This window comes from Lactobacillus sp. (assembly GCF_014803895.1).
On sequence record NZ_JAAVAU010000005.1, the window covers coordinates 126,205 to 150,169 of the forward strand.

The 23,965-nt window shown below is 33.5% G+C and carries 21 protein-coding genes and 2 tRNA genes; 15 read left to right on the forward strand and 8 right to left on the reverse strand.

Annotated features, from left to right (window positions below; all coding sequences use genetic code 11):
• The 8 genes from gyrA to dnaB all read left to right on the forward strand — a co-directional run bounded on the left by gyrA (window position 1) and on the right by dnaB (window position 8,748).
• Window positions 1–2,472 carry a DNA gyrase subunit A gene (gene gyrA, locus HDR40_RS02800; RefSeq protein ID WP_290626306.1) on the forward strand — a complete coding sequence of 824 codons (2,472 nt, stop codon included), beginning with the start codon at window positions 1–3 and terminating at the stop codon, window positions 2,470–2,472.
• 181 nt (window positions 2,473–2,653) lie between these two features.
• On the forward strand, window positions 2,654–2,950 hold the full coding sequence (gene rpsF / locus HDR40_RS02805; protein ID WP_290626308.1) for a 30S ribosomal protein S6: 297 nt from the start codon (window positions 2,654–2,656) through the stop codon (window positions 2,948–2,950).
• Window positions 2,951–2,986: 36 nt separating this feature from the next.
• Window positions 2,987–3,505: a single-stranded DNA-binding protein gene (ssb, locus tag HDR40_RS02810; protein ID WP_290626311.1), complete on the forward strand. Its 519-nt coding sequence runs from the start codon at window positions 2,987–2,989 to the stop codon at window positions 3,503–3,505.
• 24 nt (window positions 3,506–3,529) lie between these two features.
• Entirely contained in the window at window positions 3,530–3,766 is a 237-nt protein-coding gene (gene rpsR / locus HDR40_RS02815) for a 30S ribosomal protein S18 (protein ID WP_008471430.1), read from the forward strand.
• 90 nt (window positions 3,767–3,856) lie between these two features.
• Entirely contained in the window at window positions 3,857–4,774 is a 918-nt protein-coding gene (locus tag HDR40_RS02820) for a magnesium transporter CorA family protein (protein ID WP_290626313.1), read from the forward strand.
• A gap of 102 nt (window positions 4,775–4,876) precedes the next feature.
• Window positions 4,877–6,901 carry a DHH family phosphoesterase gene (locus tag HDR40_RS02825; RefSeq protein ID WP_290626314.1) on the forward strand — a complete coding sequence of 675 codons (2,025 nt, stop codon included), beginning with the start codon at window positions 4,877–4,879 and terminating at the stop codon, window positions 6,899–6,901.
• 11 nt (window positions 6,902–6,912) lie between these two features.
• Complete coding sequence (rplI, locus tag HDR40_RS02830) at window positions 6,913–7,368, forward strand: 50S ribosomal protein L9 (protein ID WP_290626315.1); 456 nt, start codon at window positions 6,913–6,915, stop codon at window positions 7,366–7,368.
• Window positions 7,369–7,374: 6 nt separating this feature from the next.
• Entirely contained in the window at window positions 7,375–8,748 is a 1,374-nt protein-coding gene (gene dnaB, locus HDR40_RS02835; protein ID WP_290626316.1) for a replicative DNA helicase, read from the forward strand.
• A 69-nt stretch (window positions 8,749–8,817) separates the two neighbouring features.
• Here dnaB and HDR40_RS02840 read toward each other — a convergent pair whose 3' ends face one another.
• Together HDR40_RS02840 and HDR40_RS02845 are read right to left on the reverse strand one after the other, a co-directional pair.
• The gene (locus tag HDR40_RS02840) at window positions 8,818–9,693 is read right to left on the reverse strand and encodes an ROK family protein (protein ID WP_290626319.1); all 876 of its coding nucleotides are present in this window, start codon (window positions 9,691–9,693) and stop codon (window positions 8,818–8,820) included.
• A 129-nt stretch (window positions 9,694–9,822) separates the two neighbouring features.
• On the reverse strand, window positions 9,823–10,974 hold the full coding sequence (locus HDR40_RS02845; RefSeq protein ID WP_290626321.1) for an Mbeg1-like protein: 1,152 nt from the start codon (window positions 10,972–10,974) through the stop codon (window positions 9,823–9,825).
• A gap of 153 nt (window positions 10,975–11,127) precedes the next feature.
• On the opposite strand from HDR40_RS02845, the gene HDR40_RS02850 reads away from it, so the two are divergent.
• From HDR40_RS02850 to trxB, 4 genes are all read left to right on the forward strand, one after another.
• Window positions 11,128–11,200: transfer RNA gene (locus tag HDR40_RS02850), tRNA-Thr, on the forward strand.
• Window positions 11,201–11,309: 109 nt separating this feature from the next.
• A complete protein-coding gene (locus HDR40_RS02855) occupies window positions 11,310–11,957 on the forward strand; it encodes an NAD(P)H-binding protein (RefSeq protein ID WP_290626323.1) in 648 nt (215 codons plus the stop codon).
• A gap of 115 nt (window positions 11,958–12,072) precedes the next feature.
• Window positions 12,073–12,145 (forward strand) — tRNA-Thr (locus tag HDR40_RS02860).
• A 158-nt stretch (window positions 12,146–12,303) separates the two neighbouring features.
• Window positions 12,304–13,230 (forward strand): thioredoxin-disulfide reductase, encoded by a 927-nt coding sequence (trxB, locus tag HDR40_RS02865; RefSeq protein WP_290626325.1) that lies wholly within the window; start codon window positions 12,304–12,306, stop codon window positions 13,228–13,230.
• An 87-nt stretch (window positions 13,231–13,317) separates the two neighbouring features.
• On the opposite strand, the gene HDR40_RS02870 is transcribed toward trxB, so the two are convergent.
• Window positions 13,318–14,682: an amino acid permease gene (locus tag HDR40_RS02870; RefSeq protein WP_290626327.1), complete on the reverse strand. Its 1,365-nt coding sequence runs from the start codon at window positions 14,680–14,682 to the stop codon at window positions 13,318–13,320.
• 529 nt (window positions 14,683–15,211) lie between these two features.
• Between HDR40_RS02870 and HDR40_RS02875 the strand changes: the two genes are divergently transcribed.
• Both HDR40_RS02875 and HDR40_RS02880 read left to right on the forward strand, forming a co-directional pair.
• Window positions 15,212–15,919, forward strand: coding sequence for a YjjG family noncanonical pyrimidine nucleotidase (locus tag HDR40_RS02875; RefSeq protein WP_290626329.1), 708 nt, complete (start codon window positions 15,212–15,214; stop codon window positions 15,917–15,919).
• Between the two features lie 68 nt (window positions 15,920–15,987).
• The gene (locus tag HDR40_RS02880; RefSeq protein WP_290626331.1) at window positions 15,988–16,530 is read left to right on the forward strand and encodes a hypothetical protein; all 543 of its coding nucleotides are present in this window, start codon (window positions 15,988–15,990) and stop codon (window positions 16,528–16,530) included.
• 43 nt (window positions 16,531–16,573) lie between these two features.
• Here HDR40_RS02880 and HDR40_RS02885 read toward each other — a convergent pair whose 3' ends face one another.
• Window positions 16,574–17,413 carry a DegV family protein gene (locus tag HDR40_RS02885; RefSeq protein WP_290626333.1) on the reverse strand — a complete coding sequence of 280 codons (840 nt, stop codon included), beginning with the start codon at window positions 17,411–17,413 and terminating at the stop codon, window positions 16,574–16,576.
• A 143-nt stretch (window positions 17,414–17,556) separates the two neighbouring features.
• Between HDR40_RS02885 and HDR40_RS02890 the strand changes: the two genes are divergently transcribed.
• On the forward strand, window positions 17,557–18,591 hold the full coding sequence (locus tag HDR40_RS02890; protein WP_290626334.1) for an AI-2E family transporter: 1,035 nt from the start codon (window positions 17,557–17,559) through the stop codon (window positions 18,589–18,591).
• A 108-nt stretch (window positions 18,592–18,699) separates the two neighbouring features.
• On the opposite strand, the gene HDR40_RS02895 is transcribed toward HDR40_RS02890, so the two are convergent.
• From HDR40_RS02895 to HDR40_RS02915, 4 genes are all read right to left on the reverse strand, one after another.
• Window positions 18,700–19,557: an Rgg/GadR/MutR family transcriptional regulator gene (locus tag HDR40_RS02895; RefSeq protein ID WP_290626335.1), complete on the reverse strand. Its 858-nt coding sequence runs from the start codon at window positions 19,555–19,557 to the stop codon at window positions 18,700–18,702.
• Window positions 19,558–19,704: 147 nt separating this feature from the next.
• Window positions 19,705–21,120 carry an SLAP domain-containing protein gene (locus HDR40_RS02900; RefSeq protein WP_290626336.1) on the reverse strand — a complete coding sequence of 472 codons (1,416 nt, stop codon included), beginning with the start codon at window positions 21,118–21,120 and terminating at the stop codon, window positions 19,705–19,707.
• Window positions 21,121–22,397: 1,277 nt separating this feature from the next.
• Complete coding sequence (locus tag HDR40_RS02910; protein WP_290626339.1) at window positions 22,398–23,108, reverse strand: ATP-binding cassette domain-containing protein; 711 nt, start codon at window positions 23,106–23,108, stop codon at window positions 22,398–22,400.
• Window positions 23,108–23,836: a hypothetical protein gene (locus tag HDR40_RS02915; RefSeq protein WP_290626340.1), complete on the reverse strand. Its 729-nt coding sequence runs from the start codon at window positions 23,834–23,836 to the stop codon at window positions 23,108–23,110. The genes HDR40_RS02910 and HDR40_RS02915 overlap by 1 nt, the downstream gene beginning before the upstream one ends.
• Window positions 23,837–23,965 lie beyond the last annotated feature (129 nt).

Genomic DNA, 23,965 nt, shown 5'->3' on the forward strand with positions numbered 1-23,965 from the left:
ATGGATAACGAAACACAAGACCATAGAATAAGAAATGTCGATTTGACGCAAACTATGCGTAGTTCATTTTTGGATTATGCAATGTCAGTTATCGTTGCACGTGCGCTTCCTGATGTAAGGGATGGGTTGAAGCCTGTTCAACGCCGTATTCTTTATGGAATGAGTGAACTAGGTGTTACTCCAGATAAGCAATACAAGAAGAGTGCCAGAATTGTGGGAGAAGTTATGGGTAAATTCCACCCTCATGGAGACTCTTCCATCTATTTAGCGATGGCCCATATGGCGCAAGACTTTAGTTATCGTTATATGTTAGTTGATGGACACGGTAACTTTGGGTCTATCGATGGTGATGAGCCAGCTGCAATGCGTTACACTGAGGCAAGAATGAGCCGCATTGCTCTTGAGATGCTGCGAGATATAAATAAAGAAACGGTGGATTGGCAACGTAACTACGATGATAGTGAAAACGAACCTGTAGTGTTACCTGCTCGTATTCCTAATCTATTAGTTAATGGTGCTAATGGTATTGCTGTTGGTATGACTACTAATATCCCCCCTCATAACTTGTCAGAGGTAGTGAGTGGAATCCACATGTTAATGAAAAATCCTGATGTAACTAATAAAGATCTGATGAAAGTTATACCAGGACCAGATTTTCCAACTGGTGGAATTGTAATGGGCCGTAGTGGTATTTATCATGCTTACGAGAGTGGTAAAGGTAATATCGTTGTCCGGGCTAAAACTAATATTGAAACTGAAAAGAATGGTCGCGAACGTATTGTTGTTACCGAAGTTCCGTATATGGTTAATAAGGCTGAATTAGTTAAAAAAATAGCTGATTTAGCGCGTAATAAAATTATTGACGGAATTACTGGTATTCGTGATGAATCTGATCAAAGCGGTATGAGAATTACAATTGATATTCGTAGGGATGCTAGTGCGAGTGTAGTTTTAAATAATTTGTTTAAAGAAACGCAAATGCAAGCTAACTTCGGTATGAATATGGTTGCCATTGTAAATGGTGCACCCCACTTTTTGACTCTAAAACAGATGTTAGAATATTATTTAGAGCATCAAGAAGATGTTATTCGTCGAAGAACCCAATTTGACCTGAAGAAAGCTCAAGCTAGAGCACATATTTTAGAAGGTTTAAGAATCGCACTTGATCATATTGATCAAATTATTAAAATTATTCGTGGTTCTAAAACTAGTGAAACTGCTAAAGCTCAATTAATTCAAAACTTCGGACTTGATGATCGTCAATCTCAAGCAATTTTAGATATGCGTTTAGTTCGGTTGACTGGATTAGAACGCGATAAAATTGAAGGTGAGTATCAAGATTTACAAAATAAAATTGCTGACTATCAGGATATCTTGGTTAAGCAAGAACGAATTGATGAAATCATTTACAATGAATTACTAGATATTCAAAAACGTTTTGGTGACAAGCGTAGAACAGAAATTGCGGCTGGTGAAGTTATTTCAATTGAAGATGAAGATTTAATTGAAAGACAAGATGTACTTCTGACCTTAACACACAATGGCTATATTAAACGTATGCCAGCAAGTGAATTTAAGGTTCAAAATCGTGGTGGTCGAGGTATCAAAGGCATGGGTATTCAGGATGATGACTTTATTAACCATTTAATTTTCTCAAGTACTCATGATTATCTTCTGTTCTTTACTAACAAGGGTAAAGTTTATTCTAAAAAAGCTTATGAGATTCCAGAATTTGGTCGAAATGCCAAGGGTCTACCGATAGTAAATCTTTTGCAATTAGAGAAGGGTGAAAAGATTCAAGCCGTCATTAATGTTGCAGAAGATGCTAATGATAACTATCTCTTTTTCGTTACTAAGCTAGGGACTGTAAAACGTACTAGAGTTAGCGAATTTAGCAATATTAGACGTAGTGGACTAATTGCTTTAACTTTACGAGATGGTGATGAATTAAATAACGTATTGACTACTAATGGTAACCAAAATATTTTGATCGGTACACATTTAGGGTATGCTGTAACCTTTAATGAAGGTGACGTCCGTCCAATGGGTCGTACTGCTGCAGGGGTTCGCGGAATTAACTTACGTGAAAATGATTATGTAGTTGGTTCAGATGTTTTAGACCCAGACTCAGAAGTACTTACTATTTCAGAAAAGGGCTACGGTAAGCGAACTGCTGCGAGTGAATATCCTGTTAAAGGACGTGGTGGTAAAGGTATTAAAACTGCTAATATCACTGAAAAGAATGGTCCATTAGCTGGTGTAACAGTAGTGGATGGTTCTGAGGATATCATGGTGATTACTAGTGCAGGTGTAATGATTCGGTTCCAACTTTCTGATGTATCTCAAACTGGACGTAGTACAATGGGTGTGCGTTTAATTCGTGTTGATAATGGTTCTGAAGTAGCTAGTGTAACAGCTGTAGCTGCAGAAGATGATTCTGAAGATTTGAATGAAAATAATTCTGAAGAATAATAAATAAAAAATTACCAAATATTTTGCGTAAATAATTTTGAGGAAATTACTCATAGGATCACGTGAAAATGTTTGGTAATTTTTTGATTTCTGTGTTACAATCGGAGACTGTGAGTAATATAATTACTCCTTGTTCTTGATTGTAGCAAGAACCATTTGTCCAAGAGGAGGTGCATTTATAATGGCAAAAACTAAGTACGAAGTTACTTACATCATCAAGCCTGATGTTGATGAAGAATCAAAAAAGGCATTGATTGAACGTTTTGATAAGGTTGTTACCGATAACGGTGCTCAAGACCTTGAATCTAAAGATTGGGGTAAGAGACGTTTCGCTTACGAAATGGATAAATACCGTGAAGGTACTTACCACATCATGACTTTTGATGCAGAAAACGCAGATGCAGTTAATGAATTTGGTCGTCTTTCTCGTATCGATAGCAAGATTTTACGTTCAATGACTGTAAAGTTAGACAAATAATTAATTAATTTCGTGAATTAGGAAGGGGACAATAGTATGATTAATAATGTTGTACTTGTTGGCCGTTTAACACGTGATCCTGATTTACGCACTACTGGAAGTGGGATCTCGGTAGCGTCTTTTACTTTAGCTGTGGATAGAAATTATTCTAATCGACAAGGTGAAAGAGAAGCTGATTTTATTAATTGTGTCATTTGGCGTAAAGGCGCAGAGGTATTTTCAAACTATACTTCTAAAGGATCTTTGGTTGGTATTGAAGGTCGTCTTCAAACAAGAACTTATGATGATAAAGATGGTAAGAGAGTATATGTTACTGAAGTAGTTGTTAGTGACTTTTCATTCTTAGACTCTCGTCGGAACAATACTCAATCAAATAATAGTGGTAGTAATTTTGCTCCACCGCAAGGAAGTAATGTACCAAATACCAATAATTTTAGTGGTTCAAGTGCTCCAAGCATGAATGATACTCCTAATACTACGCCTGTTACACAAGAAGACCCATTTAAAGATTCCGGTAGTACTCTCGAGATTTCTGATAACGATCTTCCATTTTAAACTTAACTAGAAAGGATCTTTGATATGGCTCAACAAAGAAGAGGTGGCCGTCGTCGTCGTAAGGTTGACTACATTGCAGCTAACCACATCGATTACATCGACTACAAGGATGTTGATTTGTTGAAACGTTTTATCTCTGAAAGAGGTAAGATTTTACCACGTCGTGTCACTGGCACTAGCGCAAAGAATCAACGTAAGTTGACTGTTGCTATCAAGAGAGCTCGTGTTATGGGCTTGTTACCATTCGTAGCAGAAGACTAAAACAAATCAAAATACTAAAAAGGGTACCGTTAGGTACTCTTTTTTGTTATCCTTTTGAGGTATGATAAAAAGAACAAAGGAGGTAGGCTAATGATTATTAAACAAACTTTGCCTGGCCAATACGATTTTGATTATAAGTGGTATGACATTTATAATTTGGACGAGCAAGATATTAAGTTATTACAAACAAAATTTCAATTAACAACAGAAATTATCCAATATATCACGGACTTACATGAGCGGCCTCACTTTGACCACGATTATATTACCAATAGTGATTTACTTGTTTATGATGTTCCAATTTGGCCTACTTCAGATGCAGATCATTTTACGACTTTACCAATTAAGTTCTTAATGGTTGATAATACTTTGTTTACAGTTCATACACCGGATACAACTTATATGATTGAAGAATTTAGGCAAAAAGCGGATGAAGATATTCACAGTGAAAAGGAATTAATTTTTGCTATTTTAATTTCTGTGACTAGATATTTTCAAAGAGCTTTAAACCAATTGAATAGTCAGAGAGTAATTTTGGATCGACACTTGAGTGGTACGATTAAAAATCGTGATTTGCAAGAATTGGCTCAAGTGGAAAAAAGTTTAGTATATCTCTCAAGTTCAATTCGAACTAACTTAATGATGTTAGAAAGTCTAAAAAACCATAAATCAGGCTTGCATATGAATAAATCTGAAGAAGAAATGTGTGATGACATTATTATCGAAGTTCAGCAATCTTCACAAATGGTAAAAATCTATAATGAAGTTACGGAAGAAATTTCTAAAACATCAAATAATATTTTGAATAATAATTTGAACAATACTATGCAATTTTTAACAGTGTGGTCACTTCTTCTAACTGTGCCAACTATTGCAACAGGTTTTTTTGGGATGAATGTTGACTTACCTGTTTTACACAATCCATTGGACTGGGTATTTATAAGTATTGGGACAATCATTGTGATGGCAGCCTTATTATGGTACTTTAAAAAGCATAATATGTTATGAAAAAACGCGTTCTTGCTGGTTTAGCAAGGACGTTTTTAGTAGTTACATGAGGTATAATAGAGGAAATGCTATGTATGTTAATGCTTTAAGAAGGGAATCTTTATGAAAGATTTTTTTAGTAAATTAGAATTACCTGCATTTATTAAGGACTCGCGCTTAACAGCTTCAATAATAATTATTTTAGCATTATCCTTAATTGGCACAATTGTAGGATTTTTAATTAGTCCTTTGTATGGATTAGCAATGATCTTATTATTTATTCTAACTGTTGCATTTTGTGCTTATGGAATATATGTGCTAGCAGGAAATGCTAATAATTATGCCGCAAATTTGTCCTATCGCATAAAACGTGGTGAGCAAGAAGCCATGATAAAAATGCCATTGGGGATTTTGTTATATGATAAAGATCAACACATTCAATGGGTAAATCCATATTTGCAATTGTACTTAAAAGATAAAGACGTGATTGGCTCGTCTATTAAGACTGTTGATCCGGAACTTTATCAATTAATTGAAGAGGCGATTAAGTCTAAGGGTAATAAAGATCGAATTGTTAGCTGGGGAAATCATAAGTTCCAGATGGTAGTTCAAAATAATTTAGGAGTAGTTTATCTTTTAGATATTACACGTTACGCTAACATTGAAGAAAAGTATCGACAGCAACGTTTAGCAATTGGTTTAATTTTTATAGATAATTATGATGAACTTAGTCAGTCTATGAGTGATCAAAATTTAACATCTATGAGTAGCTATGTTCAGAACTCTTTAAATGATTATGCCGTCAAATTTAATTCTTATTTGAAGAGAATAGACGAGGATCACTTTATTATTTTGATGCATATGCAAGACTTAGTAGAAATGGAAAAAAATAAATTTTCTATTTTGGATAAAGTTAGAAAAGAATCTAGTCGCAAAAATACTCCATTAACACTTTCGATTGGTATAGCTTTTGGATCGGAGAGTTTAAATGAAATAGCAGACCAAGCTCAATCTAATTTAGATCTTGCTCTGGGTCGTGGTGGAGATCAAGTTGTAGTCAAACAACCTGGTAAAAACGCTCGCTTTTATGGTGGAAAGTCTAATCCAATGGAGAAACGCACCCGTGTACGTGCAAGAATGGTTTCTCAGGCGCTTGAAGAATTATTTAAGGGTGTTGACCGAGTATTTGTTCAAGGCCACAAGAACCCTGATTTAGACGCTATTGGATCAGCTATTGGGATTGTCAAGATTGCTAAAGTGCATGGAGTAAAAGCTAATGTAGTTTTGGATACTAAGAATGTAAACTATGATGTGGGACGGCTAATTTCTCGAATGGAAGCTGCAGGTTTAGACAAAGATATGTTTATTTCACCTGAGGATGCTTTAAAAGAGGCAACTGATAATTCGGTATTAGTTTTAACTGATCACTCTAAGTATTCCATTACTTATGATCCCGCTCTTTATGACCGACTGAAGAACCACTTGATTATTATCGACCACCACAGACGTGGCGAAGAATTTCCAGAAAATCCGATGTTGGTTTATATTGAACCATATGCATCTTCAACTTGTGAATTAGTGACAGAAATGATTGAATATCAACCACAGGGTGGTGAAGGTGTTTTAAATAACTTAGAAGCTTCTGCAATGTTAGCTGGTATTACTGTGGATTCAAAAGAATTTTCACTCAGAACTGGAACAAGAACTTTTGATGCAGCAAGTTATTTACGTTCAATTGGTGCTGATACTCAGGTAGTTACTGAATTATTGAAGGAAAATATTGATAATTTCTTGCGTCGAAGCCATTTAGTCTCTACAATTCAAATGGTTAAGCCTCATATTGCAGTCTTAGCTGGGGAAGATGATCAAATTTATGATCCAGTTGTTACTGCCCAGGCTGCGGATACTGCTCTTTCATTAGAGCATGTAGAAGCCAGTTTTGCCATCACTAGGCGAAGTAAAGATGTTGTTGGTATTTCTGCTCGATCTACTGGTAAAATTAATGTACAAGTTATCATGGAAAAATTAGGTGGCGGTGGTCACTTGTCTAATGCGGCAACGCAGATTAAAGGAGTGACTGTCGAGCAAGCCCGAGCAGAATTACTAAAGGCTATTGATGAATACCTAGAAGAAAATAAAGAAGAATAGGAGATAGTATTATGAAAGTTATTTTTATTAAAGATATGAGAGGTAAAGGTAAGCGCGGTGATGTTAAGGAAGTGCCAACTGGTTATGCGCAAAATTTCTTAATTAAAAATGGTTACGCTAAGGAAGCAACTGCAGCTAACTTAAATACCTTAAAGCGTGTAGAAAAAGCAGAAAAAGATGCTTATGAAGCTCAAAAGGCTGAAGCTGAAAAAATTAAAGCAAAACTTGAAGAAGATAATACTATTGTTAACTTTAAGTCTAAGGCTGGTGCAGATTCACGCTTATTTGGCTCAATTTCTGGTAAAAAGATTGTCGAAGGCTTAGAAAAACAATACGGCTTGAAGGTTGATAAACGTAAGTTAGAATTACCTGAGCCAATTAAGGCTTTGGGTTATACTAATGTGAAGGTTAAATTATTTAAAGGCGTTGAATCTACTATTCGCGTCCATATTACGGAGCAAAATTAATTAACTATGGATAATGTTGTTTCTCAACAGATCCCCCATGATAGCGAAGCAGAAAAGGCGGTCCTAGGGGCCGTCTTTTTAGACCCTGCGGTAATCAATGATCTGTCGGATACTCTGGGGGTAGATGACTTTTATGATAGAGCTAATCGAATTGTTTTCAATGCTATGCTTAGGCTTGATGAACGTAACGAACAGATTGATGTTATTACTATTCAAGATGAATTAAAGAAAAGTGATCAATTAGAAGATATTGGTGGGATAGCCTATGTTTCAGAACTTGCGGTAACTACCCCTACTTCTGCTCATGTTTCTTATTATGCTCAAATTATTAAAAGAAAATCATTATTACGACATCTGATTTCTGTTAGTCAGGGAATTATTCAGACTGCAATGCAAGAATCAGATGATATAACTGATATCTTAGATCAAGCAGAGAGCGCCATTATGAGCGTTTCTCAAGAGAATACGACTGGTAGCTTTCATAATATTAAGGAAGTTCTCCAAGACGCTGTTGAACAGATTCAGATTGCTTCTAGTAATGATACGATAGTTACAGGATTACCCACTGGTTTTTCAGAATTAGATAAAATGACTACTGGATTTCATGATGATGAGTTGATTATCTTAGCTGCTCGTCCTGGTGTGGGTAAAACTGCATTTGCTTTAAATATTGCAGAAAATGTTGGTAGAAATACTGATAAATCAGTGGCTATGTTTTCTCTAGAAATGGGCGCAGACCAATTAGCTCAAAGAATGATAGCTTCTGTTGGATTAATTGACTCCCAGCACTTAAGAACTGGACGACTGGAAGAATCAGAATGGGACCAATTAGTATCTGCTACAGGTGCCCTTAGTAAGACAGGTATTTATATTGATGATACCCCTGGAATTAAGATGAGTGATATTCGTGCTAAAGCACGTCGCCTAGCAAAAGAAACGGGAAATCTTGGTTTAATAGTAATTGACTATTTACAATTAATTGAGGGACCAAAGAGTGAAAGTAGACAGCAAGAAGTTTCAGCAATTTCTCGTCAATTAAAGAAATTAGCTAAGGAATTACATATTCCTGTCATAGCTTTATCACAGCTTTCTCGTTCAGTAGAACAGCGTCAAGATAAGAGGCCAGTTTTATCAGATATTCGTGAATCTGGTTCTATTGAACAGGATGCGGACATCGTTGCCTTCTTATATCGTGATGATTATTATCGTGATGAACGTGAAGATGGCGACGCTAACACCGAAGTAACGTCAGAAGACGATAATGGGGAAGTAGAAGTTATCATTGAAAAAAATCGTTCAGGTAGTCGGGGGACAGTTAAGTTGATGTTCTCTAAACCATACAATAGATTTTCTAACTTAGATTATGTTCATAAAGAATAAAATTGATTAAACAAAAACGTCATAAATTGCGTAATTGCAATCTATGGCGTTTTATTTTGAATAAAAGTATTATAAAAGATCTTTGGCTAATTCAAAGTCACCCAAGGTAGCTGAACCATTGTTAGCAACTACTGGAGTGACAATGAGTTTATCAAGTTCAGGAGTTGCAACATAGTTATTATTAAATTCATTAAAGAACTTGCGCACTTTAACTAAATCATTTTCATTTAAAACAGAGCCACCGACTATCATCACATCAGGACGAGAAGCCATATACACATTGTATAGCATTTGAGCTACATAATAAGCAACGTAGGTAAAAACTTCATTATCGCGAGCAAGTTTTTCTCCAGGAATACCAGTTCTACCTTTTAAAGTAGGACCAGCTGCCATACCCTCAACGCAGTTAGAACCATGGAATGGACAATTTCCTTCATAGTTGTCACCAGGGTAGCGTTTGATGAGCATATGGCCCATTTCAGGGTGATTATTCAGACCAACAAATTTGCCAGCTTGAACAATACCTGCTCCTACTCCAGTGCCGATAGTAACATAAAAGTAGGATTTAGAGTCATCTTTACCACGGGCGATATACTCACCATAGCAAGATGCATTCACGTCAGTGGTCATTACTACAGGGCTGCCAAGTTCTTTTTCAAAATATCCTTTAACATTAGTGCCAGACCAACCAGGCTTAGGAGTATCTAGGATGTAACCAAAAGTTTTAGAATTTTCATTGATATCAATAGGCCCAAAAGTACCAATTCCTAGAGCATCTACTGGGTTCTTCTTAAAGAAAGAAACACTTTCTTTAAGGGTCTTTTTAGGATCTTCAGTTGAAATTCGGTCTTGGACAATCGTTTCGCCACTTTCGATATCTTGAACAGCGACGATAAATTTTGTTCCGCCAGCTTCAATACTACCAACATATTTTTTATCTGCCATATTCTTTATCACCCTTTTTAATAGTTATGAGTTAACTATATTCAAAAATATGGTTATTGTAAAGCGCTTACGATAAAATATATGTTTTTAGTAAAAAGAAAAACGCGAATTTTCGCGTTTCACGTGTAACTATGATCCGGCATACGTATCCAAAACAATTGGTCCTTTACTAGAGTCGTTACCAAGTGGCTTGAGAGTTTCTACTCGATTTAGTAAAGGAATATTTACATGTGCTCGTGCTGTAGCCGCGATGTCAGAAACAATTTGATTGGCAATTAATCGTATCTGTGGCGGAAGAGTTAAGTAAGCATGACTAAATTGAATAGCAGCGCGTAGTTTATTAGCTGTTAATTGATTAAATTCAGTGATATTTTGATTTTCAATTGCTGAAAAAAGAGCAAGCCAGAGAGATTCACGCTGCTCACGAGGGATTTGGGTATTCCAGGAAATAAATGAATTTCGGATAATACGACTAGCATTAGATAAGTGTGGTGCCATTACAAATCCATCTCGTGCAACTTCCCAGCGGCGGGGATCATGTTGACTCATCATTTTAGCCTTACTTTTAATTACCAGTGTTCGGTCAGGATGATCGAGCATCATACCAAAGATTGAACCTTCGGGGACATAGGTAATCATTTTTGGAAGAGCATTTTGAAAATTAGGAGTATCATATGTTTCTTTCATAAACCCCGGTCCATCAAAACTATAAGCCTTAATAACTCGATCCTGATCAGGCGGTGAAAGGGCAGTAATTGCATAAGTTGCAAAATTACCACCTTTGGAATGTCCGACAGTAATAATTTCACTATTAGGAAAACGACGGGCAATTTCTTGTAGATAGTTTGCAGCAACAGATTGCCCCGTAATTTCAGGTTGATAACTCATATAAATGTCTTCCGTAATTCCGATCATACTACCATCAGTTCCACGAAAACTTACTAAAATTTTCTTAGGTGCAATTCTAAAAGTGGCTGCTGTAAATTGAATTGCAGGATGTTTTTGGATTTTTTTTGACCAATCAACAAATTCAATATTTTTATACCGGTCACTGATAGGCATTAATTGAAGTTCTAGTTTTTCTGTTGAACTTAATTGGTAAGGCTTGGTGCGTTTATGGTATAGACGTTCAGAAGCTTCTCCAAGGGTATGTCCGGCAACTGTTTTGTCAAAAGGTAAGTAAGATAGGACTGCAAATAAAGCAGCATCTAGACTGTTAAAAGGTTCGACATCAAAGGACAAATCTCCACGCCAGCGGACATAATCAAGTAAGTGTGCCATACAGTTCTCCTTTCTAAAAAAATAGTTATACTTATTATTTTAACTTCTTTAAGAAATTAAACCTAGTCAAAGCTATTCATAATAAAAAAATCTATAAAAAATCTTGCAAAGTAATCAGATATATGGTTTAATATTTAATTGTGTTGAGGATATGCTGACTTAGCTCAGTTGGCAGAGCACGTCATTAGTAATGATGAGGTCGAAGGTTCGAATCCTTTAGTCAGCACATGTTAAGCTCCAATCGGAAGATTGGGGCTTTTTTTGTTTTTAAGCATATAATTTGTATCTTCTTTTGAAAAAGTATTAGACTAATACAGGAAGAAAGAGGGTATATTATGAAAAAAGTTGGAATTATTGGTGCTTCCGGAATGGCTGGAAGTGCAATTTATAAATTAGCTAGTGAGCAACCAGAAATTGAAGTTACCGGTATTGTTAGAAATAAGGCTAAAGCTGAAGAAGTTTTAGGCAAGGATGCAAGTTTATTAATTGGTGATGTATTTGATATGAATGATAGCTTGTTAGAAAAATTTGACGTTATTGTTGATGCCTTTAGTACAATTCCGGATAAGGCAGCTGATCAAGTTACTTTAGCTAAAAAGTTGGTTTCTCTAGCTAAAAAGAGTAAAGCTAGAGTTATTTTCATTTTAGGTGGAGGTAGTTTACATACTGGTGCTGATCATCATCTAGTTGTTGAAGATGTTGCAGCCATGGAAGGATCAGATGCATGGATTAATACCCCTCGTCAACAACTTAAAGAATTAGAATACTTAAGAGGTGTTGACGATGTTGATTGGGTAGGAATTTCTCCATCGATGATTTTTGAAGCCGGTCCTGCTACTGACTATATTATGGGTGAAGATGAACTTTTGTATAATGACAAGAATGAATCAAAAGTTACCTCAGGAACTATGGCTAAGGTAGTTGTGGGCGAAATTATTAATCCAAACCATCACCAACAAAGAATAACTGTTGTTAATAAGTAATAACTTTGAAAGAGCACAAGGTGTGCTCTTTTTTTATGTAAAAAATATTATTGATTAAGTTAAAAAAGATTTGCATTTGTGTTTATTTCTGCTATACTAATATATGTCATATGGCGCTGACTTAGCTCAGTTGGCAGAGCACGTCATTAGTAATGATGAGGTCGAAGGTTCGAATCCTTTAGTCAGCATATGATAAAAGCACTAACTGAATGGTTAGTGCTTTTTTTGTATCAAAAATATGAGTTAATTGTTGACTTACAAAAAGTTAGTGTATATACTGTAAGAAAATTAGAAAAATTACTAGATTGTTAAATAAAATTTATTAATAATTAACGAGGATAAAATTATGAAGAAGTATGATGTTGTTGTAATTGGAGCAGGCCCTGGCGGAATGACCGCTGCACTTTACGCAGCTCGTGCCAATTTGAAGGTAGCTATGCTTGATCGTGGTGTTTATGGTGGTAACATGAACAACACTGCAGAAATTGAAAACTATCCTGGCTTTGAATCAATTATGGGACCAGAACTTGGTGAAAAAATGTATAAGACTGCCATGAATGCAGGCGTAGAATTTATTTATGGTAATGTTCAAGGAATTGAAAATGCTAAAAATATTACTAAGCTGGTAAAGACAGATACCGAAGATTTTGAAACTAAAGTAGTGATAATTGCCACAGGAGCTAATAATCGTAAGTTGGAGATTCCTGGTGAGGAGAAATATTCTGGTCGAGGAGTTTCTTACTGCGCAGTCTGCGATGGAGCATTTTTCAAGGATGAAGATGTTGCAGTCGTTGGTGGTGGAGATTCTGCTGTTTCAGAAGGTCTTTACCTTGCAAATGTTACTAAGAATGTTAATGTAATTCATCGTCGTGACGAACTTCGTGCTGAAAAGGTTTTGCAAGATAGAGCATTTAAAAATAATAAGATTGACTTTACTTGGGATAGTGAAGTTAAAGAAATTGTTGGTGATGACCAAAAGATGACAGGTCTTAAGGTTCATAATAAGAAAACTGGTGAGGATACAACAGTTCCCGCATCTGGTGTATTTATTTACATTGGAAATGTACCTAATACTTCTGAATTTTTAGATTTAGGAATCACTGATAAGCAAGGTTGGATTGAAACTAATGATCAAATGGAAACTGCCATTCCTGGTATTTATGCAATTGGTGATGTTCGCTCTAAAAAGTTGCGTCAAATTACAACTGCTGTTGGTGAAGGTGGTATTGCAGGACAAAATTCCTTTGAGTACATTGAAAGTTTAGAAAAATAACTAAAGAATTAATATAATATACAAATAATTAATTTGAACTCAATACAAAAAAGATATCATCAGTGCGCGATGATATCTTTTTTTGTGTTAATCTTCTTCGAGTTTTATTGAGATATTGGAGTTTTCTGTCTGACGTGCTTTTCTTCTCATAAAGAACAGAACTGGTAATCCTAGCAATACCATTCCACCAAAGAGTAAAACTCCGATTGGATCGTGAACAATTTGACTGATAACTGCAAACATTCCACCACCAATAGCAATCATTGGTGTAATTGGATAAAGCGGAGTTGAAAATGGACGCTTGGCAAATTTGTTTTTTCTAAGTAAAAAAATTCCATAGAAGGCTAGGATATAGAAACAATAAATAGTAAAAATTGATAAATTGGAAAGCTTATCTGGATCCATGAAAACCATCATGATGACTGCAATTACCATAATAAATGCAGTCGCAATAATTGGCGACTTAGTCTTAGGTGTTACATAAGTTAATGACTTAGAAAATGGTAAGTCACCACGTTCTGCCATTGCATAAACAATACGAGGATAAGTGATAATTTGACCATTCATTGCGCCTAGCATTGAAATTAAAATTCCAATGGTTAGTAACTTACCACCGATAGCTCCAAAGGCTTGGACTGCAAAATAAGCAGCAGTGTTTTGTCCCATTTTTTGAATCATATCGGCTGGTACAAAGCGAAAGATTCCAAGAGTAATTAATGCATAAACTAATAACACAATACTAATTCCTACAGTAATTGCCTTAGGAAGGACTTTTTGTGGATTTTTCATTTCTCCACCTAGGTTTGCTACTAAAATCCAACCTTCGTAGGCAAATAAAGCAGAAAGTACAGCTACTCCAAAGTTACCACTTTCAGCAGTAATTTGAGAAACAGTTTGGCCTAGTGCATTTTGATTACCGAAAAAGAGACCAAAAATTACAATTGCAGCAATTGGAATTAATTTTCCAATTGTAGTAGCAACTGAGAAAGCTGCTCCAATTTTATTTCCTAAAAAGTTGATACTACCGACAATAATTAAACTTAAAATAGCGAGTGGAAGCCGCCATTGCGTACCAAGTCCAAAGAAATTAGTAAGTAAAATACCAATAAAGCTTGCAACAGCTCCAAGAAGTGCAGGACCATATACAATAATTTGCATCCAACCCGCCAAAAAGCCTGCTAGACGTCCATAAATTTTTTCAATATAAACATAAAGTCCACCAGTATAAGGCATTTGAGCAGCGATTTCTGCAATAGTTAGTCCACCAGTTAAGGTAATTACACCTCCAAGAACCCATGCAAAAAGGGCCATAGTTGAGGTGTGGGCACTATTTAAGACGGACGCTTGCTTGAAGAAAATTCCGGACCCGATAATGGTACCGACAACAATGGAAATTGCTGACCAGAAGCCCAGCGAGCGTTTTAGTTGTTGGGGTGGTTTAGTAGTTTTCATTAAAAATTTCCTCCTAATTTTATGTATATCTATATTATGTATATAATTTGAATTTTCTATGAATTTAATAAGAATTTTTATCTTTTATTTTTCACAACCTTTTCTTTAGAAAGTCATAAAAACTTATGCTTATTTTCTTCATATTTAGCCACTATTATAATAATCAAATCAATAAAGAAGCTCACAGAAAGGATGACCTTTATAGGAATCAAGCCGCACTCTGTTAAATGTGCAACAAATTAGAAGTAAAGTTAAATTTTTAAACAAAATCCAATAACCTCTATAACATTTCTTTAGCTTTTATAGTTAATATATTACTTATCAGTATATTAGGAACAAGTTGAAAAATGGTAGGTAAGAAAAATGTTAGTAGAGTTAGCGATTGTTTGTTTGATATTATTTTTCCTTCGATAATAAATTAATTATTTTCCTCAAAACCTTTTAAGGGCGAGCTCAAGTGCTCGTCCTTTTCTTATGTAGAAATTGCTATAATTAAGAAAAATACTGTTTTTTTGGAAGGAATGACAAAATGAAATATAAGCAACTAATTTTTGATGTTGATGATACAATTATTGACTTTGCGGCGACGGAAGATTATGCCTTACATTCTTTGTTTAAAATTCACCATTGGAATTTAACGCCTGAAATTCAACGACAATATCATTCTTATAATCAGGGACTCTGGCGCCAACTTGAACAAGGAGAAATTACTTATGAGGAGTTAAGTGAGAAGACTTTTCATGATTTTATTAAGCAAGTGTATGGACAAGAAATTGATGGACTTAAAACAATGAATGAATATCGCTCATATTTTGGAGAAGCTCATCAATTATTACCTGGTGTAGAAGATACTTTGAAATTTGCTAAGAAGCAGGGATATAAGTTAACTATTCTCAGTAATGGTGAAAAATTTATGCAAAATCACCGTCTAGAATTAGCTGGAGTAAAAAAATATTTTGATTTAATTGTTACTTCCCAGGAAGCTCATTATTCTAAACCTGATGAACATGCATTTGATTATTTTTTTAGTCGAACAGAAATTGGTCCAAATGAAACTTTATTCTTTGGAGATGGCTTGCAGTCAGACATTCTAGGGGCTGAAAATTATGGATTTGATAGTGTGTGGTATAATCACCGTCACCGTAAAAATACTCTTAATCTCCATCCTTTATATGAAGTAGAAACTTATCCTGAATTTGTAAAACTCATCCAAAATGACTTTGTGCAAAAGTACTAGCATGTTTACAAACACTGATGTATGGGGTAGAATTCCTATATCTGTTTCTCGCAGAAAGGATAAGAAGGATGAATAATACAAAAGCGTTAATGAAAAAGCGAGTTGTTGCACTCATTTTTGCATTAATTCTAGCATTAGGACTCAGTTTTTTAGCTGCGAATAGTGTAGGAGCTGCAGTTAAGGAAACCTCGATGCATGGCAAGATTGTTGTTACTTATTCAGGCAAGGGGAAGGTACGCTTGTTAAGTGATAAGGGCAATTATATTAATAAGTATGTTAATAAAAATTCAGAGTGGGTTGTTTATGCTCAAGCTACTATTAAAAAGAAGAAAATGTATCGTATTGGTAAGAATGAATGGATTCTTAAGAAATACGCTAAATTAGTTAAGAGTAAAGCGTCTGCGAAGGCTCCACGTGCGTGGACTTCAAAGAATAGTGAGCAAGGTTTTGTGATTAACACTGTTTCTACAGGGGAGATTGTGGGTAATAAATCTAAAAAAATATATTATTTACCAACCCAAAAGAATCATAAGATAATTTCATTGAATGCCGTTGTGTTTAACAGCCAAGCAGAAGCAATTGCGGCTGGTTATAAGTTAGCTAAAAGTTAAATACAAAAAATTGCTACTTCGTTTGAAGTAGCAATTTTTTTGATTATTTAGTTTCATAACCAATCATAATACCGCCAGTTTCTGCATAGTATGCACATAATGCACGACATTCACCAATTTCAATTTTAGCTGCGGGAAATTTATCTAAAATAACATTTTTAATGGCAGCAGCACCAGCTGCATTATCGTTTTGATCGATTTGAACCCGACCACCATCGTAGCCCTTTTTAATCATTTCTTCGAGAATTTTCTTGTAGCAGCGTTTGTCACCACGTGCCTTGGCGATTAATTCAAATTCACCTTTATTATTAGCCTCACCAATAATGTTAAGTTTTAGCAAGCCAGCAATTTTGGCGACAGCTGTTGGAACACGACCATTGTTGGCTAAATTAGTTAAATCTTTTAAAGCGAAGATTAAATTGAGATGTTGTTGGTAATCTTCAATTTTTTTAACAATTTCTTTGAAAGAAAAACCCTCTTCAACTAATTCACCAGTCTTTTGAGCAAGCATCTTAACTTGTGGACCAGCTGAACGAGTATCAAAGACTAAAATTTTAGCTTCTGGATGGTCTTCGTGATATTGGTTAGCAGCTTGTCTAGCAGCATTATAACTACCAGAAAGGGCACTAGTGATAGTAAAGACAAAGATTTCGTCTCCACCTTCGAATGCTTGTAGCCATTCATGAACATTAGGACATGAAGTCGTAGTCTTAACGTGGGTATTCTTTAAAGCAGTTAAAAATTCAATTTTATCGATACTTTTATCATCTTTGAAAGCTTGATCTCCTACTTGGATAGTTAGGGGGACAGTAACATGAGGAGTACCAGAACAATTGTCGTCTAATAAGTTAGCGCTAGAATCAGTAATAATTTTAATATTCATTTTTTTGCCTCGTAAAATAAAATTCAGTCTTTTCTTTTAGCTTATTTGAAATTGAAAGGGTTGTCAAAAGAAAAGAAAATAGTGTGATAAGATATATTAGAATTTAATATAATATTTTATTTTAAGGAGAGCAAATTATTTCTATGGAAAACGCTTGGCAAAAGCTAAAGCAAAATATATTATTACGAAGGTTTTTAGTTTTGGTAGTAATTGTCTTTGTTTTATATGAGGCAAGGGCGATGATGGATACAATCTTATTGACGTTTATTTTTACCTATTTAATTGTTCATTTAATTGGATTTGTAAAAAAAGTATTTCCAAAAGTTCCAACTAAGTTGATAGTTGCAATAACTTATCTTTTATTGTTTGTTGCTTTATATTTTGTGATTACTATTTATGTACCGATTTTAGTTAAGCAGATTGTAGATATAGCTCATTCAATAATGAATTTTTATAAGACTGATCAATTGAGTGGTGTTACCAAAGAAGTTAGAAGATATGTTAGTCAAAAAGATATTATTAATTCTGCCCGTCGAGGAATGGAATTTATGGTACATGCTTTGACTAGTGTAGGAACGTTAACCATTTCAATTGTAATGTCACTAATTTTGAGCTTTTTTTACACTTTTGAATTAAAGGAGATGCACCAATTCTCCCATAAATTTGTTATTCAGGGTGATTTTAAGTGGTTCTTCCAAGACATGAAGTATTTAGGTCAAAAATTTACTGACACATTTGGTGTAGTTCTAGAGGCACAGTTTTTTATTGCTTTATGTAATACGGTATTGACTATGATTGGATTAATTATTTTAAAGATGCCACAAATTATTGCTTTAGGCTTAATGATTTTTGTTTTGAGTTTAATCCCAGTAGCGGGAGTAATTATTTCATTAATTCCGTTGAGTTTGGTTGCTTACTCAACTGGAGGTATTCAAGAAGTTATTTATGTAGCTATTTTAATTATAATTGTACATTTGGTTGAAGCTTATGTGTTAAATCCAAAATTTATGGCAAGTAAAACCTCATTACCGATTTTCTATACATTTTTGATTTTGCTAGTAGCTGAGAAATTCTGGGGTACTTGGGGGTTAATTTTAGGTGTGCCAATATTTACTTTTTTATTAGAAATTATTGGTGTAGATCCGCGAGAAAGTAAGAATAAAAAACAACTGAAATAAACAAAAAAAGTTTCCAATTGGAAACTTTTTTGTTTGTAAATATAAAAATTCTCGCTAGCGAGAAAAGCGGAAAATTATGTTTTAGGATTGTGTCAAAATAGTGACTGGTTAGTTATCTTCTAGATGATAAATTTGTTTAACTTGCTCAAAAGCAAATTTAAAATCTGATAGTAATTGATCAAACTTAGACGAACGGGATAGTTCAGCAAATAGTGCATTAAGTTTAGAATAATCGGTATGATTTCTAATGATATCCAGCAGGTATTGTGTGAAGTCTATTCGATATAAGGCAAGGTAGTCATAACTAGAAATATTTAGAAAGTTTATTCTTTTTAATAAATTTTTGGCATATGTGAGTTCTTTTCGCTTAATTAAGGAAAAAACTCCATTTAATAAAGTAATAGTGTCGTAATCATTTACATGTTTTCGTTCATACAATGTACTTATCAGTGACCTAGAAAGATTGTATATTGTTTGGGAATCTAATAATAATTGAACGTTACCAAATAATCTTATTTCATCCTCTGACCAATTTTTTATACTATAGCAATAATCTGTTAATTTTTTCTTAGCTGTTGGGCTAAATAGATTATTATTAGACAAGTCGAAGTAAAAATTAGCAGCTATTGCTGCTAGTAAAATAGTTGAGTCATCATTTTGAGATATTTTCAACAGTTCTTTAGCTAATGTCCCTAATTCGGTACTTTTATTGTCTTGATATAATTTTTGAATTTTATTCATTATCTGTAATGTATTATCATCGTCAGAAAAGAGCTCTTCATAACTAATATTAATCCGATTCATTAATTGCTTTACTATTTCAATAGGCATTCCACTTTCGGTAGATCCGTTTTCCCATCGAGAGAGTCGAGAGCGTGAAGTAATATTTTTGCATACTTCATCTTGTGATAGTCCTTTAATTTTTCTAAGTTTTTTAAATTTTATACCTATGTTATTTTGGTTCATAGAAGTGAGGTCCCTTTATGAAAAAATACCAAATTTTAAATATTATTACTATAATTATTGGTGGAGGTTAGTTGTAAACTTTCAGATAATATTTAAATAATATAAATCGCCGAAGATGAGTGTATCTTCGACGATTTTTTCTATATTCTATTTAAAGTTTTCGACTTTTACATAGCGTTTATTAGATGTGGTTGCGCCTTCCACTCTGTAGTACTTCTTACCATTTTTAAATGTATAAGAACTACCATAAGTTGTAATTTCAGTTCCCTTCTTTAACACAGTGAGAGTTGCTCTACGTGTACTTGTTACGTAAATATATGCATTATGCTTTAAAGTATGTTTAGTACCAGTTACATTGGTAGCCTTGATAAAGTCAGATGCACCTGCAATTTTATAGTACTTTTGTCCGTTAATTGTCACCAAATTTTTTTGTAAAGTACGTTTTGAATATGCCGAAATTGTTCTAGCTTTACTACCACCATCTAAGTCATAGATAAGTGATTTATGCATAATTGTTGCATTAAAGACTTCAACGTCTTTAGTCATCAAGTTAGTCGTTGCAATCCAGCTATTATTGGAACTTGAATTTGCTTCAGCTTGTGACTTAGTAGAGAAGCGAGTGTAAGTGATACCATTTAAAATTTTAGTATCTTTACCAACGTAAAAAGTTTCACCTTGATAGATGTTGAGTCTAGCAGCTTGTGTAACGCTATCTCCAGTAATTTCATAGCCACTTACATATAAGCCACTAAATTGTTTGCGTTGTACACCTTTAGGTTGAACTAAAACTTTGTATGATACTGTCGTTTTTTGACCATTAGTATCAGTTGCGCTTAATTTAACAGTGCCATAACTACCAGCCTTAGTAGTATCAACAGTATTTTCCAAAACGGCTATCTTCACGGTTTTATTATTAGTATTAGATTCGGTCGCAGAGAATTGAACTTTGTTACCATTACTATCAGTAAAATCAGTTGGATTAAATTTAGAATCTTTAGCAATTTGAAATACTTGATTTACCAAAGATGCAGTATTTTCTTTTCCGTCTTGTGTATAAGTAAACTTAATTACAGGAGCAGAAGACGAGGTAGATTGATTAGTTAGTGCTACGTTAATATTAATGTAATCAGCAGAACCTGCATAGCCTTCTAATTCAAAGCTAGTATTAATTACTGTATCACTATCGAATGTAACTACAGCATTACCGCCATCTCCGTTAACAGTTACACCATCAATGTGTGATAGTAAATTTTTTAAACTGCTTAGATTACGTTCAGTAACATTAGTCTGACTTTGAGTAGAATGAAATGGAACTGCAGTTTGAATTTCATTAAGGATTTCGCCAAGTGTTTGTCCACTTTTTACAACGATTCCATTACCTACTGGAGCAATTGCATTATTATCTAATTTCGTTCCATTGTACGTAAAATAGCTATCACCAGTCACCGGAGTAGAGGCAGTCGATAAAGTATCGGCTGATACCGGAACAGTCGGAGCAATTACAGGCATTAGGGTCATAAGCGCAGCGGCTGTTAATCCGATAACCTTTATTTTTTTATTCATTGTATTTCCTTTCAGTGAAAATATGAATAGAGTAAATCAAATTATAAATTATTTTACCAAGTAACTCTATAGATACGATTCATGACAGTTAAATTAGTAGTCCTGTTATAAGGATCGTGATAAGCAACAGTTAAGGATAAATCGTTATTACCAATTAACTGAATTTCTTCAAATTCTGTTAAATACAATGTAGTTATTTAAATTGTAAGCGAGACTTACGTTTGCATTTGTAATTTCTGTCATTATTTCATCTCAGAAGTTTAACTTCTAAATTTTTCTGTATAACGGTCATTTAGTTAAATCTTGTGTAGATAGACTACCTTTTATCTACTTAATATTAATATACTGTATTTATAGATTTATTTTTTATTAATTCTCGCTAGCGAGAATTTTTTTATTTAAGATTTTATAAAGATGAAATAAAAGTACTATTTTGAAATTAGATTTGTCAATATCTTCTTAAAAAACATTGATATTGAACCGCTAGAAGAAAGAAGGTAAAAAACTAAGAAAATGAAAAAACAACTGAAATAAACAAAAAAAGTTTCCAATTTGGAAACTTTTTTTAATTTGCAAAAGGTATCAAAGATTAACTATCGGATAGATAGTCTTCTTTAGCTTTTGTGTTACAATATTGTGCAACGAAGAAGTAAATCACAAACCACATAGACTCAAAAAGTCAAACCACTGCAATGGTCTGGCTTTATTTTTCACCTAGCGTAGCTTTTTATGTGTGAGGATTGAAAAATTGGTGCTAATTTTCTAGACTAAAAAATCAAGATTTGTATTTTTTGAAATCTTGATCTTTTTTCACTTTTTGTTATTAATTATGGAAAAGGTAAGTACTTATAAATATTTGGAAATTTATTATTATAGTGTAGAGTATAAGAAATTTTATAAATATTTGGATTTATATAGGGAGTAAAAATATGAGGATATGCGCCTTCAGCAGAGAAATGTATAACATTATTATGAACGATATTGGAATTGCCATTTAAAAATGAAATCGAAGGAGATATGGGCAACGTTGCACATATCTGTTTTATCAGATTAATATCATGGGAAGATGAACTACTAATATTATCTTTAATTTTTAATTCGATTAATTTATTTAAATTAGTTGATGTAATGTATTTCTTTTTTTGTAAGTTTGAAAGTAAATCTATTAAATCTAGATTATCAATAATATTGATACGTTCAGTTGTTTGTAAAACCCAAGACTCCTTATTGAGTGGATATATTGTATAGGGGTGATTCTGTATGTAATTAGTTCATTATTATGCATGATAGGTATTTCTCATTTTCTGACTTAAATTTAAAAAGGCTTGTTCTGTATTAGAGCCATATTCATTTATTAGTTGTTCATAGCTTCCTGAAAACATGAAGTTATTTTTAGATATATATTTTAATGTACTTTGGGTATTTTTAAACGGCTCTAATTCATGGGATGTAATGATTGTAGGTACGCTTTTTCCTAGTTCATTTAGCAAGATAACTATTTTCTTTTGATTTTCTATATCTACACCAGATAATGGCTCGTCGAATAAATATAAAGATTTTAAAACCATTGCTGATGCATATGTAAAAATAAGTTTTGTTTCACCTCCAGAGAGATTACCTAAAAGAGTATCTTTTAACGGAAAAATATTTTCTTGATATAATCGGGCTAGATTAGTTAAATTGTATTTTTCGAAGGTTGTAATTTTGCCAAATGATTTATACATATCTAAAAATTGATTTACAGTAATATTGGTGTTAAAAGGAGTGGATTGAAACATATACATAATTTCTTTAGGATTAGTTAATCCATAAATATTTCCAGAGTCTATTTTTTTAAGACCGCTTATTATATCTAATAATGTACTTTTTCCAATACCATTTTTTCCGATTATAATATTTAATTGTTTTAAATTAAAAGTTCCAGTAAAGTTTTGAAGAATAATTTTGTCTGGATAACTAACAGTAATATTTTTTAATTTAATTTCCATTATTCTTTTCCTCTATCTTGTAAATCAAGAAAATTGTATCCAATAATTCCTATAAACGTATATAGTATTGCCACTACAATAGATTGAGCCATAATGATCAAGTTTGGATTAATAATGTTGCTTAAAATTAATTCAATAAATGTATATGGATTAATATCGGAAAATATTGTCGTAGAGTTTTTGGTAATATTAAATAGGATTAGAAAACCAAGTAGTAGTGAAGTGGAGAATACTGATAAGCTTGATTGCCTGATTCTAATTAAAAAAAGAATATTAAAGCCTAATGAAATAATAGGGAAAGATATGATGGTCATTAGTAATATTGAAATTAAAAGCCTAATGGATATATACTTGTACAATATCATCAATGAAAGGGTAAAAATAAAATTTTCTAATATGACAATAACTAGCTGAACTAATAGATTAGCTACATATATTGCCCATTTGCTGCCACTAGCGTAAAAATATGCTTTAATAAAACCATTATTTCTAGTAGCTATTATTGACATAGTCACTCCATTTAATGCAGTGGCTACAATAATGTAGGCAATCATTGGTATGCTCTTTTGAATAAATTCTATATCTGTTAGTACATGAGTAATATTGGTACTGAATAATTGATATATTATTGGGAATAGCAAAGTAAAAATTAGATTGATTTTATTATCTATAGCTAATTCAATATAAAATTTAAAAAAAGCTTTTGTTTTTAAGAAAAATGATGTCATAATCTTTACCGAAAGAGTCTGGGAAAAAACTAGCTTCCTAGACTAAAAAATAAGAGCAAGAATTCTATTTTTAGAAATCTTGCTCTATTTTTGTGTCTTCTTTTTGTTAAAATAGTCCCTTTTAGGACT

Excerpts from the sequence above, each read along its gene's own strand:
- trxB (WP_290626325.1), top strand. The coding sequence starts at position 12,304 with ATGAAGAAGTATGATGTTGTTGTAATTGGAGCAGGCCCTGGCGGAATG.
- HDR40_RS02900 (WP_290626336.1), bottom strand. The coding sequence starts at position 21,120 with ATGAATAAAAAAATAAAGGTTATCGGATTAACAGCCGCTGCGCTTATG.
- HDR40_RS02880 (WP_290626331.1), top strand. The coding sequence starts at position 15,988 with ATGAATAATACAAAAGCGTTAATGAAAAAGCGAGTTGTTGCACTCATT.
- HDR40_RS02890 (WP_290626334.1), top strand. The coding sequence starts at position 17,557 with ATGGAAAACGCTTGGCAAAAGCTAAAGCAAAATATATTATTACGAAGG.
- HDR40_RS02820 (WP_290626313.1), top strand. The coding sequence starts at position 3,857 with ATGATTATTAAACAAACTTTGCCTGGCCAATACGATTTTGATTATAAG.
- rpsR (WP_008471430.1), top strand. The coding sequence starts at position 3,530 with ATGGCTCAACAAAGAAGAGGTGGCCGTCGTCGTCGTAAGGTTGACTAC.
- HDR40_RS02895 (WP_290626335.1), bottom strand. The coding sequence starts at position 19,557 with ATGAACCAAAATAACATAGGTATAAAATTTAAAAAACTTAGAAAAATT.
- HDR40_RS02845 (WP_290626321.1), bottom strand. The coding sequence starts at position 10,974 with ATGGCACACTTACTTGATTATGTCCGCTGGCGTGGAGATTTGTCCTTT.
- HDR40_RS02885 (WP_290626333.1), bottom strand. The coding sequence starts at position 17,413 with ATGAATATTAAAATTATTACTGATTCTAGCGCTAACTTATTAGACGAC.
- gyrA (WP_290626306.1), top strand. The coding sequence starts at position 1 with ATGGATAACGAAACACAAGACCATAGAATAAGAAATGTCGATTTGACG.
- HDR40_RS02915 (WP_290626340.1), bottom strand. The coding sequence starts at position 23,836 with ATGACATCATTTTTCTTAAAAACAAAAGCTTTTTTTAAATTTTATATT.
- dnaB (WP_290626316.1), top strand. The coding sequence starts at position 7,375 with ATGGATAATGTTGTTTCTCAACAGATCCCCCATGATAGCGAAGCAGAA.
- HDR40_RS02840 (WP_290626319.1), bottom strand. The coding sequence starts at position 9,693 with ATGGCAGATAAAAAATATGTTGGTAGTATTGAAGCTGGCGGAACAAAA.
- HDR40_RS02870 (WP_290626327.1), bottom strand. The coding sequence starts at position 14,682 with ATGAAAACTACTAAACCACCCCAACAACTAAAACGCTCGCTGGGCTTC.
- HDR40_RS02910 (WP_290626339.1), bottom strand. The coding sequence starts at position 23,108 with ATGGAAATTAAATTAAAAAATATTACTGTTAGTTATCCAGACAAAATT.
- rpsF (WP_290626308.1), top strand. The coding sequence starts at position 2,654 with ATGGCAAAAACTAAGTACGAAGTTACTTACATCATCAAGCCTGATGTT.
- HDR40_RS02875 (WP_290626329.1), top strand. The coding sequence starts at position 15,212 with ATGAAATATAAGCAACTAATTTTTGATGTTGATGATACAATTATTGAC.
- rplI (WP_290626315.1), top strand. The coding sequence starts at position 6,913 with ATGAAAGTTATTTTTATTAAAGATATGAGAGGTAAAGGTAAGCGCGGT.
- ssb (WP_290626311.1), top strand. The coding sequence starts at position 2,987 with ATGATTAATAATGTTGTACTTGTTGGCCGTTTAACACGTGATCCTGAT.
- HDR40_RS02855 (WP_290626323.1), top strand. The coding sequence starts at position 11,310 with ATGAAAAAAGTTGGAATTATTGGTGCTTCCGGAATGGCTGGAAGTGCA.
- HDR40_RS02825 (WP_290626314.1), top strand. The coding sequence starts at position 4,877 with ATGAAAGATTTTTTTAGTAAATTAGAATTACCTGCATTTATTAAGGAC.